Origin of the sequence: Enterobacter sp. DTU_2021_1002640_1_SI_PRY_ASU_LCPMC_013 (assembly GCF_032389435.1) — a bacterium.
GTDB classification, from domain to species: domain Bacteria; phylum Pseudomonadota; class Gammaproteobacteria; order Enterobacterales; family Enterobacteriaceae; genus Enterobacter; species Enterobacter hormaechei_C.
This window is the reverse complement of record NZ_CP135594.1, coordinates 4,308,256-4,321,165: the sequence shown is the minus strand read 5'-3', so window position 1 is coordinate 4,321,165 and position 12,910 is coordinate 4,308,256. Positions and strand designations below refer to the sequence as shown.

General features: G+C 54.6%; 10 protein-coding genes. 7 read left to right on the top strand and 3 right to left on the bottom strand.

The window, feature by feature from the left end; all coding sequences use genetic code 11:
* The first annotated feature begins 1 nt into the window (after nt 1).
* Nucleotides 2-856: a DUF3289 family protein gene (locus RS584_RS20660; RefSeq protein WP_048973243.1), complete on the top strand. Its 855-nt coding sequence runs from the start codon at nt 2-4 to the stop codon at nt 854-856.
* Nucleotides 856-1,380, top strand: coding sequence for a DUF943 family protein (locus RS584_RS20655; protein ID WP_315748566.1), 525 nt, complete (start codon nt 856-858; stop codon nt 1,378-1,380). The genes RS584_RS20660 and RS584_RS20655 overlap by 1 nt, the downstream gene beginning before the upstream one ends.
* Nucleotides 1,381-1,419: 39 nt before the next feature.
* Here RS584_RS20655 and RS584_RS20650 read toward each other — a convergent pair whose 3' ends face one another.
* The 3 genes from RS584_RS20650 to pepA all read right to left on the bottom strand — a co-directional run bounded on the left by RS584_RS20650 (nt 1,420) and on the right by pepA (nt 6,350).
* Entirely contained in the window at nt 1,420-4,275 is a 2,856-nt protein-coding gene (locus RS584_RS20650; protein ID WP_315748565.1) for a valine--tRNA ligase, read from the bottom strand.
* Entirely contained in the window at nt 4,275-4,718 is a 444-nt protein-coding gene (gene holC, locus RS584_RS20645; protein ID WP_315748563.1) for a DNA polymerase III subunit chi, read from the bottom strand. The genes RS584_RS20650 and holC overlap by 1 nt, the downstream gene beginning before the upstream one ends.
* 120 nt (nt 4,719-4,838) lie before the next feature.
* Entirely contained in the window at nt 4,839-6,350 is a 1,512-nt protein-coding gene (gene pepA, locus RS584_RS20640; protein WP_003861882.1) for a leucyl aminopeptidase, read from the bottom strand.
* Between the two features lie 265 nt (nt 6,351-6,615).
* Here pepA and lptF point away from each other — a divergent pair, with 265 nt between their 5' ends.
* From lptF to mtgA, 5 genes are all read left to right on the top strand, one after another.
* The gene (gene lptF / locus RS584_RS20635; RefSeq protein ID WP_003861881.1) at nt 6,616-7,716 is read left to right on the top strand and encodes an LPS export ABC transporter permease LptF; all 1,101 of its coding nucleotides are present in this window, start codon (nt 6,616-6,618) and stop codon (nt 7,714-7,716) included.
* Entirely contained in the window at nt 7,716-8,798 is a 1,083-nt protein-coding gene (gene lptG, locus RS584_RS20630) for an LPS export ABC transporter permease LptG (protein ID WP_001147540.1), read from the top strand. Before lptF ends, lptG begins: the two co-directional genes overlap by 1 nt.
* 137 nt (nt 8,799-8,935) lie before the next feature.
* Nucleotides 8,936-11,269, top strand: coding sequence for an aerobic respiration two-component sensor histidine kinase ArcB (arcB, locus tag RS584_RS20625; protein WP_017382727.1), 2,334 nt, complete (start codon nt 8,936-8,938; stop codon nt 11,267-11,269).
* A 232-nt stretch (nt 11,270-11,501) separates the two neighbouring features.
* Nucleotides 11,502-12,155 (top strand): isoprenoid biosynthesis glyoxalase ElbB, encoded by a 654-nt coding sequence (elbB, locus tag RS584_RS20620; RefSeq protein WP_047365700.1) that lies wholly within the window; start codon nt 11,502-11,504, stop codon nt 12,153-12,155.
* Nucleotides 12,152-12,877, top strand: coding sequence for a monofunctional biosynthetic peptidoglycan transglycosylase (gene mtgA / locus RS584_RS20615; protein WP_017382728.1), 726 nt, complete (start codon nt 12,152-12,154; stop codon nt 12,875-12,877). The genes elbB and mtgA overlap by 4 nt, the downstream gene beginning before the upstream one ends.
* The last annotated feature ends 33 nt before the right edge of the window (nt 12,878-12,910 follow it).

Below are 12,910 nucleotides of genomic sequence, written 5' to 3'. Positions count from 1 at the left end.
TATGAATATAGATACGCTTTTATCAATGTCTTTGCCGTGTGAAGTTTTTTCCACGTTCCATCGTTTTGAAAACTATTATGTAGATGATATGCAGTGTGGAGATTTAGTCGATAGGGATTTCCAGTTATTAGGACTTGAGGACATTTCTGCGCGGGTAGACCCGTTCAGGTGTTTGCAATTCAATGCGAATAATTTCTATAGTCCTCGGGTGGCGGACTTCGGCCTACGGAAACCGCAGGGTGTGTCACTTAGCCATCAGCGCTGCGCTGAGATTATGTTTGATGAGATGATAGAACTCTCGACACAATTTGCTCACGGGCCGTACGCCCCGCTTATAGGTGAGTTGATTAATCATTTTCATTACGGTAATGGAGGATCATGGCACAGTGAGCGTCTGAGTAGAGCATATGCAGAAGTGATTAGAGGTACAGAAACAAATCATTTGTTGCATTACATTCAGACGGAGATAAATGAACGTTTCTATCTGAAACAGCAGATAGGGATTGATTTTAATTTTCTTACGGCTTTAAGCGGACACATCACTAGAAACGTCAGGCTGCCAAAATTTAACCGTTTCATCGATAGGTTTAATGGGTTGGGAATAAGCGTACATGATATTTATGCCCAGAAAGTCAGCCTGGAAAGTTTCCATCGCAATGCTGTATCCTGGGAGGGGGTGCTGTTATTTACCGGACAGGATCATTTTGGTCTTGGGACGGAAGATATTACAAATGACTTCTATAAGAACTTTCGCTTCTTCCGCATTTGGTTTTTTTTGCAACGACATCGCGATTATGCATTTAAACCCTTCATGACAAATTTTAGAGCTTATATTCATATAAACGGTGGCGTTTGATGCAGAATCATCGGAAACGTAAAGCGGCTTTTCTTAGCCTGGTGCTGTTGATAACCTGCTATTTACTCTGGACTCAACGACCAGTGACTATCATCCGCGCCGGTAGCCATGCTGAGTATGATCCCGGATTTGTCCTCAAGGAGTTTGCCAGCAAAGACAGAAAATTTGAGGCCTATGGAATCCTGGTAGACCATCTGGCTTTAACGGAGTGGGGACGTATTCATTGGTATCTGGATCATAAAGAAGAACTGAAAAACCTTTATCACATACCATCATCCGATGGCTATAACATTACCTTTTGGGATATCGGTGATGGCTTTACTGATTTTGCAAGCTCAGGGGGTGGCGATATGTATTGCCTGCCTCCGATAAAGGAAACAGAAAAACATTGTGTTGAGAAAAATATGCTTATGAGCGTGGATTATGAGCAAGGTTACTATGAAAAATTCTCCTTCAGCAAGAGTGAGTATTACTGGATAACCATGCCGGACGGGAAGTTGGTGCGAATAAAAAATGCGTTATAAAAGAAAACACCGGAGAGAGTCTCCGGTGTTTTCATGATATTACAGCGCCGCGATAACCGCCTGCTGCTCGATCAGTTTGGTCTTCGCATCGGCGAAGGCAACCAGACGCTCACGCTCTTTGGCGATGACCGCTTCCGGCGCGCGGGCCACAAAGCCCTCGTTCGCCAGTTTGCTTTCGATTTTGCCAATTTCCACGTCGACTTTCGCCACTTCTTTCGCCAGACGCGCCAGCTCCGCATCTTTGTCGATCAGGCCCGCCATCGGGATCAGCAGCTCCGCGCCGTCGATGATTTTGGTCACGGAAACCGGACCTTTGTCATCGGCAGGCAGCACGGTGATGCTTTCCAGACGCGCCATGGTTTTCAGGAAGGTGTTGTTCTCGGTGACGCGACGAACGGCAGCTTCGCTGCAACCGCGCAGCAGCAGCTCCAGTGGTTTACCCGGAGCGATGTTCATTTCCGCGCGGATGTTACGTACCGCAACGATCGCCTGCTTCAGCCACTCGGTATCCGCAGACGCGGCTTCATCCACTTTCGCGGCGTCGAATGCCGGGAACGGCTGGAGCATGATGGTATCGGCATTAATACCGGCAATCACCTTCACGCGCTGCCAGATGGTTTCGGTGATGAACGGAATGATCGGGTGCGCAAGGCGCAGCAGACCTTCCAGAACGGTAACCAGCGTATTACGCGTGCCGCGCAGTTCCGCTTCAGAACCGCCGTTCATGACCGGCTTCGCCAGCTCCAGGTACCAGTCGCAGAACTGGTTCCAGGTGAATTCGTACAGGATGCCTGCCGCGATGTCGAAGCGGTAGCTGTCCAGCGCGTCGCGGAATGCTTTCACCGTCTGGTTAAATTCCGCCAGGATCCAGCGGTCTGCCAGAGACAGGGTCATTTCGCCGCCGTTAAAGCCGCAATCCTGATCTTCGGTGTTCATCAGCACGAAGCGGCTGGCGTTCCACAGCTTGTTACAGAAGTTACGGTAACCTTCCAGACGCTTCATATCCCAGTTGATGTCACGACCGGTGGAGGCCAGCGCCGCCAGGGTGAAGCGCAGGGCGTCGGTACCGTGAGATTCGATCCCGTTCGGGAACTGCTTCTCGGTACGCTTGCGGATTTTCTCCGCCAGCTGCGGCTGCATCATGTTGCCGGTACGTTTTTCCAGCAGCTCTTCCAGAGAGATACCGTCCACCATATCCAGCGGGTCGATAACGTTACCCTTGGATTTGGACATCTTCTGGCCTTCGTCGTCGCGGATCAGGCCGGTCATGTAGACGGTATGGAACGGAACCTGCGGCTTGCCGTCTTCGTCTTTGATGAAGTGCATGGTCATCATGATCATGCGGGCGATCCAGAAGAAGATGATGTCGAAGCCGGATACCATCACGCTGGTTGGATGGAACTGACGCAGCGCGTCGGTGTTTTCCGGCCAGCCGAGGGTAGAGAAGGTCCACAGTGCGGAGGAGAACCAGGTATCCAGCACGTCTTCGTCCTGGCGCAGGGCAACGTCAACGCCCAGGTTGTTTTCCTGACGTACTTCCTCTTCGGTGCGGCCAACGTAGACATTGCCTTCGTTGTCGTACCACGCCGGGATACGGTGACCCCACCACAGCTGACGGGAAATACACCAGTCCTGAATATCGCGCATCCAGGAGAAGTACATGTTTTCGTACTGCTTCGGCACGAACTGAATGCTGCCGTTCTCAACCGCTTCCACAGCCGGTTTCGCCAGCACGTCGGCACGCACGTACCACTGGTCGGTCAGCATTGGCTCGATAACCACGCCGCCACGGTCGCCGTACGGCACGGTCAGATCGTGAGGTTTAATCTCTTCCAGCAGGCCGAGTGCGTCAACGGCGGCTACGATGGCTTTACGCGCGGCAAAGCGCTCCAGCTTCTGGAACTCAGCCGGGATGTCGCTGGAATAAACGTCGGATTCGTTGCCTTTGGTGTCATACACTTTTGCGCTTTCGCGGATATCGCCGTCGAAGGTCAGAATGTTAATCATCGGAAGTTGATGACGACGACCGACTTCATAGTCGTTGAAGTCATGCGCCGGGGTGATTTTCACGCAGCCGGTGCCTTTTTCCATGTCGGCGTGTTCGTCGCCCACAATCGGAATACGGCGGTTCACCAGCGGCAGCACCACGAATTTGCCGATCAGATCTTTATAACGCGGATCTTCCGGGTTAACGGCCACGCCGGTATCGCCCAGCAGGGTTTCCGGACGGGTGGTCGCCACCACCAGGTAATCTTTACCGTCGGCGGTTTTTGCGCCGTCGGCCAGCGGATAGCGGATGTGCCACATGGAGCCTTTAGACTCGCGGTTTTCCACTTCCAGGTCAGAGATGGCGGTGCGCAGTTTCGGGTCCCAGTTGACCAGGCGCTTGCCGCGGTAAATCAGGTCTTCTTTGTACAGGCGCACAAAGACTTCTTTCACGGCGTTGGACAGGCCTTCATCCATGGTGAAGCGCTCGCGCTCCCAGTCTACGGAGTTGCCGAGACGGCGCATCTGACGGGTAATGGTGCCGCCGGATTCTGCCTTCCACTGCCAGATTTTGTCGATGAACGCGTCGCGACCGTAGTCGTGGCGGGTTTTACCCTCTTCAGCGGCAATTTTACGCTCAACCACCATCTGGGTCGCGATACCCGCGTGGTCAGTCCCCGCCTGCCACAGGGTATTTTTGCCCTGCATGCGCTGGTAGCGGATCATGGTATCCATGATGGTCTGCTGGAAAGCATGCCCCATATGCAAACTGCCGGTGACGTTCGGCGGCGGGATCATGATGCAGAAGGACTCTTTGCTTTCGTCGCCGTTAGGCTTGAAATAGCCCTGCTGTTCCCAGTGCTCGTAAAGCGGCTGTTCGATATCGCGTGGGTTATATGTCTTTTCCATTATTTCCAGATTGCCGTATTCAGGTTAAAACCGGCCAGGCGGTACGCTTTGTAGCGTTCGCGCGCCAGTTGTTTCAAGGATTCTTCGTAAGGGACAAAGTCTACCACTTCTGTGAAAGCGGTGGCAAAATCTGCAAAGTCTGTCCGCAGGCTAATGAGAATGTCGCGCGCGCTGCTGTTGCGTTTTTGCGGCCAGGCAATCTCCACCGGTGCCCCGCCGCGTGGACCTTCGCCCGACAGGTTATGCGGAACAAAACTCTCCGGCGGGCGCGCCCATAGCGCTTCATCCAGGCGAATCGCCTGCTGCTCATCTTCACAGGCAATCAGGACGCGTTTACCTGCGCGCCAACGTTCTGCGGCAATTTCACACACCAGCTGTTCAACGGCGCTGAGGCCATCCTGATGGGTGTCATTGTCCAGAAGGTAGAACGTTGCATTCTTCATAATATATGGGGCTTCTTGTCGTGGATTTAAATGCAAAGCCGGGTGGCGCTTCGCTTACCCGGCCTACGGTTGAGTGGCGTGTAGGCCGGGTAAGGCGTAGCCGCCACCCGGCGTTTTACATCACTCGTCGCCGTTAAAACCCGCACGATTGAGCAGAAACTGCGACAGCAGCGCCACCGGACGTCCGGTCGCGCCTTTGGCTTTACCGGAGCGCCATGCGGTCCCCGCGATGTCCAGGTGCGCCCAGTTGTACTTGCGGGTAAAGCGCGCCAGGAAGCAGCCCGCGGTAATAGCTCCGCCAGGACGACCGCCGATGTTCGCCATGTCTGCGAAGTTAGACTCCAGCTGTTCCTGGAACTCGTCCCCCAGCGGCAGACGCCACGCGCGGTCGCCGGCCTGCTCGGACGCGCCGATCAGCTCATGCGCCAGCGGGTTGTGGTTCGACATCAGGCCGGTGATGTGATGGCCCAGCGCGATCACGCAGGCGCCGGTCAGGGTAGCCACGTCGATAACCGCTTCAGGTTCGAAACGCTCAACGTAGGTCAGCACGTCACACAGCACCAGACGGCCTTCGGCGTCGGTGTTCAGCACCTCAACGGTCTGGCCGGACATGGTGGTCAGCACATCACCCGGACGATAAGCGCGGCCGCCAGGCATGTTTTCGCAGCCCGCCAGCACGCCGATCACGTTGATGGGCAACTGAAGTTCCGCGACCATGCGCATGACGCCGTAAACCGCCGCCGCGCCGCACATGTCGTATTTCATCTCATCCATGCCTTCTGAAGGCTTGATGGAGATACCGCCGGAGTCGAAGGTCAGCCCTTTACCGACGAGCACGATGGGACGCGCATCTTCTGACGGATTGCCCTTGTACTCAATGACCGACATCAGGGATTCGTTCTGGGAGCCGTTACCGACCGCCAGATAAGAGTGCATCCCCAGCTCTTTCATCTGCTGTTCGCCGATAACGCGGGTGATGACGTTCTTGCTGTAGGCGTCAGCCAGCTGGCGCGCCTGAGACGCCAGGTACGCGGCGTTACAGATGTTTGGCGGCATATTGCCAAGATCTTTTGCCGCTTTAATACCGGCGGCAATGGCCAGACCGTGCTGAATGGCGCGCTCGCCGCTGGTCAGCTCGCGACGGGTCGGCACGTTAAAGACCATTTTACGCAGCGGGCGACGCGGCTCGCTTTTGGTGGTTTTCAGCTGATCAAAGCTGTAGAGGCTCTCTTTTGCGGTTTCGACGGCCTGGCGCACTTTCCAGTACGTGTTGCGGCCCTTAACGTGCAGCTCCGTCAGGAAGCAGACGGCTTCCATCGAACCAGTATCATTCAGTGTATTAATGGTTTTCTGAATAACCTGCTTGTACTGGCGCTCATCAAGCTCACGTTCTTTACCACAGCCAATCAGCAGAATACGCTCGGACAGGACGTTCGGAACATGGTGCAGCAACAAGGTCTGCCCTGGTTTGCCTTCCAGTTCGCCACGGCGCAGCAGGGCGCTGATATAACCGTCGCTGATTTTATCGAGTTGCTCGGCGATCGGGGAGAGTCGGCGTGGTTCAAAGACGCCCACAACGATGCAGGCACTCCGCTGTTTCTCCGGGCTACCGCTTTTTACACTGAACTCCATGCACTACGCTCCTGAATCTTAAAGACAACGGCGGCGGCTACGGATAGAATTGAAACCTTTCGTAACTCATGTCCGCCGTTGTGGTGACTTCGTGTTAATCTTACGTTACTACGGTTTCGACACGTCAATAAATGTCATGAAGCGCGAATCCGCCGGGTTTTTTAATCTTAGCGATGATTTCGACGACTCAAGAGAATAAATGACGTTTAAGCCATGAAACAAGCTAAATTCCTGCATAAGACGAGTTTTAACGGGCGTATTTAAAGTGATAATCATAAGATATCTGGTTCGGGAGACGCTGAAGAGCCAACTGGCGATCCTCTTTATCCTCCTTCTGATCTTTTTCTGTCAGAAGCTGGTCAGGATCCTCGGCGCGGCGGTTGATGGCGAAATCCCAACGAATCTGGTGCTTTCCCTGCTCGGGCTTGGCGTGCCGGAAATGGCGCAGCTTATCCTGCCGTTAAGCCTGTTCCTTGGTCTGCTGATGACCCTGGGTAAGCTCTATACCGAAAGTGAAATCACCGTGATGCATGCCTGCGGCCTCAGTAAAGCCGTACTGGTAAAAGCAGCCATGGTGCTGGCGCTGTTTACGGGCATTGTTGCCGCGGTTAACGTCATGTGGGCGGGGCCGACCTCCTCTCGTCATCAGGATGAGGTGCTGGCGGAAGCAAAAGCTAACCCAGGGCTGGCGGCGCTGGCGCAGGGGCAGTTCCAGCAGGCGACCGACGGTAACTCCGTGCTGTTTATCGAAAGCGTCGATGGCAACCGCTTCAATGACGTGTTTCTTGCTCAACTGCGCCCGAAAGGTAACGCTCGGCCTTCTGTGGTGGTGGCGGACTCCGGTCAGCTGTCGCAGCGTAAAGACGGCTCTCAGGTTGTCACGCTGAACAAAGGAACGCGTTTCGAAGGTACGGCTATGCTGCGCGACTTTCGTATTACCGATTTCCAGAACTACCAGGCCATCATTGGTCATCAGGCCGTCGCGCTCGATCCCACGGATACTGAGCAGATGGATATGCGCACCTTAATGAATACCGATACCGATCGTGCGCGTGCTGAACTGCACTGGCGTATCACGCTGGTATTCACCGTATTTATGATGGCGCTGATGGTGGTTCCGCTGAGCGTGGTAAACCCGCGCCAGGGCCGCGTGCTGTCGATGCTGCCAGCGATGCTGCTGTATCTGGTGTTCTTCCTGCTGCAAACCTCAATCAAGTCTAACGGCGGGAAAGGAAAAATTGACCCGATGATCTGGACCTGGGTCGTGAATGGTTTGTATCTGCTGCTGGCAGTCGGACTCAACTTGTGGGACACGGTGCCTGTGCGTCGTCTTCGTGCCCGGTTTACGCGTAAAGGAGCCATCTAATGCAGGCGTTTGGCGTACTTGACCGCTATATCGGTAAAACGATTTTCACCACCATCATGATGACCCTGTTCATGCTGGTGTCGCTCTCGGGCATTATCAAATTTGTCGACCAGCTGAAAAAAGCTGGGCAGGGGAGTTACGACGCGTTGGGCGCCGGGATGTATACCCTGCTCAGCGTACCAAAAGATGTGCAGATCTTCTTCCCGATGGCGGCCCTGTTGGGGGCGCTGCTGGGTCTGGGGATGCTGGCTCAGCGTAGCGAGCTGGTGGTGATGCAGGCATCGGGTTTTACCCGTATGCAGGTTGCGCTGTCGGTGATGAAAACCGCGATCCCGCTGGTGCTGTTGACCATGGCGATTGGCGAATGGGTCGCGCCGCAGGGTGAACAGATGGCGCGTAACTACCGTGCTCAGGCTATGTACGGCGGTTCACTGCTCTCCACGCAGCAGGGATTATGGGCGAAAGATGGTCAGAACTTTGTCTATATCGAACGCGTGAAAGGGGACGATGAACTGGGCGGCGTGAGTATCTATGCCTTCAATAACGATCGTCGTTTACAGTCGGTGCGTTATGCCGCCTCCGCTAAATTTGATGCGAACAACAAGCTGTGGCGGTTATCCCAGGTTGATGAATCTGACCTGACGAACCCGAAACAGATCACCGGTTCGCAGACCGTTAGCGGTACCTGGAAAACCAACCTGACGCCGGACAAGCTTGGGGTGGTAGCGCTCGATCCCGATGCGCTCTCCATCAGCGGTCTGCATAATTACGTGAAGTATCTGAAATCGAGCGGACAGGATGCGGGGCGTTACCAGCTCAACATGTGGAGCAAAATCTTCCAGCCGCTGTCCGTGGCCGTGATGATGCTGATGGCGCTATCGTTCATCTTTGGACCGCTGCGTAGCGTGCCGATGGGGGTTCGCGTGGTAACCGGTATCAGCTTTGGTTTTGTGTTCTACGTCCTCGATCAGATTTTCGGTCCGCTGACGCTGGTGTATGGCATTCCGCCAATTATCGGCGCACTTTTGCCGAGCGCCAGTTTCTTCCTGATCAGCCTCTGGATGCTGCTAAAACGCTCCTGATAAACCTTCTTCCTCGCTCCCGGTTGCCCGGGGGCGAGGCTAATCTCCTGTTTCACCCCGCACTTTTTCTCACAACCTTCAACGCCTCGCCGTGAATTTGAGTATTATTGAGCGATAAAGTCGTGAAGGGATCCTCTATGAAGCAAATTCGAATGCTGGCCCAGTACTACGTCGACCTGATGATGAAGCTCGGGCTGGTGCGTTTTTCCATGCTGCTGGCGCTGGCGCTGGTCGTTCTGGCCATCGTCGTGCAAATGGCCGTGACCATGGTTCTGCATGGTCAGGTCGAGAGCATCGACGTGATCCGCTCTATTTTCTTTGGCCTGCTGATTACCCCATGGGCGGTCTATTTTCTCTCCGTGGTGGTTGAGCAGCTGGAAGAGTCCCGACAGCGTTTATCGAAACTGGTGGATAAGCTGGAAGAGATGCGCGAGCGCGATCTCAAACTCAACGTCCAGCTCAAGGACAACATTGCCCAGCTGAATCAGGAAATTTCAGACCGTGAGAAGGCGGAAGCCGAGCGTCAGACCACGCTTGAGCAGCTAAAAGTTGAGATGAAAGAGCGTGAAGTGACGCAGATCCAGCTTGAACAGCAATCCTCTTTCCTGCGCTCGTTCCTCGATGCGTCGCCGGATCTTGTGTTCTACCGTAATGAAGATAAAGAGTTCTCCGGCTGTAACCGGGCCATGGAACTGTTGACCGGAAAAAGCGAAAAGCAGCTGATCCACCTGAAACCTCAGGATGTCTATTCCGAAGAGGCGGCAGCAAAAGTGATGGAGACGGATGAAAAGGTCTTCCGCCATAACGTTTCGCTGACCTATGAGCAGTGGCTGGACTATCCTGACGGGCGCAAAGCCTGCTTTGAGATCCGCAAAGTGCCTTATTACGACCGGGTGGGGAAACGTCATGGTCTGATGGGCTTTGGCCGTGATATCACCGAGCGTAAGCGCTATCAGGATGCGCTGGAGCGCGCCAGCCGGGATAAAACCACCTTCATCTCCACCATCAGCCATGAACTGCGCACCCCGCTGAATGGCATTGTCGGGCTGAGCCGCATTCTGCTGGATACCGAGCTGACCAGCGAGCAGGAAAAATACCTGAAAACGATCCACGTCTCGGCGGTCACGCTGGGTAATATCTTCAATGATATTATCGACATGGATAAGATGGAGCGCCGTAAAGTTCAGCTCGACAACCAGCCGGTTGATTTTACCGGCTTCCTCGCGGACCTGGAAAACCTGTCAGGTTTACAGGCTCAGCAAAAAGGGTTGAGCTTTGTGATGGAGCCAACGCTGCCGTTGCCGCACAAAGTGGTGACGGACGGCACACGTCTGCGGCAGATCCTGTGGAACCTCATCAGCAACGCCGTGAAGTTTACCCAGAAGGGGCAGGTTGCGGTGCGCATTCGCTATGACGAAGGCGACATGCTGCACTTTGAAGTTGAGGACTCGGGTATCGGCATTCCTCAGGAAGAGCAGGATAAGATCTTCGCCATGTATTATCAGGTTAAAGACAGCCACGGCGGTAAACCGGCGACCGGTACGGGCATTGGACTGGCGGTGTCGAAACGTCTGGCGAAAAGTATGGGCGGGGATATCACCGTTGCCAGCCAGCCGGGTAAAGGCTCCACCTTTACGCTTACCGTCCACGCGCCTGCCGTGGCGGAAGAGGTGGAAGATACGTTTGAGAACGACGATATGCCGCTGCCAGCCCTGCACGTCCTGCTGGTGGAAGATATTGAGCTGAACGTCATTGTCGCCCGGTCGGTACTGGAAAAACTCGGCAATAGCGTGGATGTGGCGATGACCGGCAAAGCCGCGCTGGAGATGTTCACGCCGGGCGAGTATGACCTGGTGCTGCTCGATATTCAGCTACCGGACATGACCGGGCTGGATATCTCCCGCGAGCTGACGCGTAAATATGCTCCTGACGAGCTGCCGCCGCTGGTGGCGTTGACCGCAAACGTGTTGAAAGATAAAAAAGAGTATCTCGAGGCCGGTATGGACGATGTGCTCAGCAAGCCGCTGGCGGTACCCGCCCTGACGGCGATGATCAAGAAGTTCTGGGATACCTGTGATGAAGAGGAGAGCACCATGACGTCTGTTGATAGCGCTAAAGCCCAAACGATACTGGATACCGCCATGCTGGAGCAGTATATCGATCTGGTGGGACCAAAACTGATCACCGATGGCCTCGCCGTGTTCGAAAAAATGATGCCGGGCTATCTGAACGTGCTCGAATCCAACCTGACGGCGCGTGACCAGAAGGGCATCGTCGAAGAGGGACATAAAATCAAAGGCGCGGCAGGATCTGTCGGGTTACGCCATCTCCAGCAGCTGGGCCAACAGATTCAGTCTCCTGATTTACCTGCCTGGGAAGATAACGTAGGTGATTGGGTCGAAGAGATGAAACAAGAGTGGCAAAACGATGTGGCAGTGCTGAAAGCCTGGGTGGATGCCAGAAAAAAATGACCCCGGCTATACCGGGGTGCGCGAATACTGCGCCAACACCAGGGAAATCGTGGCTGCGCCTGATTTTTATGGGTTGTTTTCGCATGGACGCCGCCTGAAAATTGAGGCCGCACGCAGATAAGATAGCAAATCTTAAACAGTTTGTTACATGAATCAGTGAAATGTGTGAAGCATAGCGTTTTAATCAGAATTTTTAATGTGCTTCAGCGAGTTGCATAGAAGGATCGTCAGAATGAAAAAGATTGGTGTCGTGCTGAGCGGATGTGGTGTTTACGATGGTTCAGAGATACATGAAACCGTATTAACGCTGCTGGCATTATCGCGCCAGGGAGCAGATGTTATTTGCTTCGCTCCGGATAAAACCCAGGCAGACGTGATTAATCATCTTACCGGCGAGCCAATGGCGGAAAGCCGTAACGTGCTGATTGAAGCGGCGCGTATTGTGCGCGGCGATATTCACCCGCTGGCACAGGCCGATGCCGCTGAGCTTGATGCGCTCATCGTGCCGGGCGGTTTTGGCGCGGCAAAAAACCTGAGCACGTTTGCAACGGAAGGCGCGGCGTGTCATGTCGATCCCGATTTGAAAGCGCTATCGCTGGCGATGCATGCAGCAGGTAAGCCGCAGGGCTTTATCTGCATTGCGCCGGCCATGCTGCCGAAGATTTTTGATTTCCCGCTGCGGCTCACGATCGGAACCGACATTGATACCGCTGAGATTGTCGAGGATATGGGCGGCGAACACGTGCCATGTCCGGTAGACGACATTGTGGTGGATGAGGACAACAAGATCATCACCACGCCAGCGTATATGCTGGCGCAGAACATCGCCGAGGCTGCCGCAGGCATTGAAAAGCTGGTGGACAGAGTGCTGGTCCTGACCGAATGAGTCGTAAATTCTCCCCCAGCGGGTGGTTAAAACGGATCCTGCTGCGTATTGTGCTGGTCCTGGCTGTGTTCTGGGGCGGCGGTATTGCGCTGTTCAGCATCCTGCCCGTCCCGTTCTCGGCCGTGATGGCAGAGCGGCAGATTAGCGCCTGGCTCTCTGGGAATTTTGGCTATGTTGCCCATTCTGACTGGGTCAGCATGGATGCAATCTCGCCGTGGATGGGGCTGGCGGTCATTGCGGCAGAAGATCAGAAATTCCCGGAGCACTGGGGTTTTGACGTGGCGGCTATCGAGAAGGCGCTGGATCATAATGAACGTCATGAAAACCGCGTCCGCGGCGCATCGACGCTTTCTCAGCAGACGGTAAAAAACCTGTTCTTATGGGACGGCCGCAGCTGGGTGAGAAAAGGGCTGGAGGCCGGGCTGACGCTGGGCGTCGAGACGGTGTGGAGCAAAAAACGCATTTTAACCGTCTACCTGAATATCGCGGAATTTGGTGACGGCGTGTTTGGTGTCGAAGCGGCATCGCAGCGCTATTTTGGCAAGCCCGCCAGCAGGCTGACTATGTCCGAAGCGGCACTGCTTGCCGCCGTGCTGCCGAACCCGCTGCGTTTTAATGCCAGCGCCCCGTCAGGCTATGTGCGAAGCCGCCAGGCGTGGATTATGCGTCAGATGCGCCAGCTGGGTGGGGAAGGGTTTATGGAGCGAAATAATCTTAGGTAGGGCGGGTAAGCGCAGCGCTACCCGCCGACATGG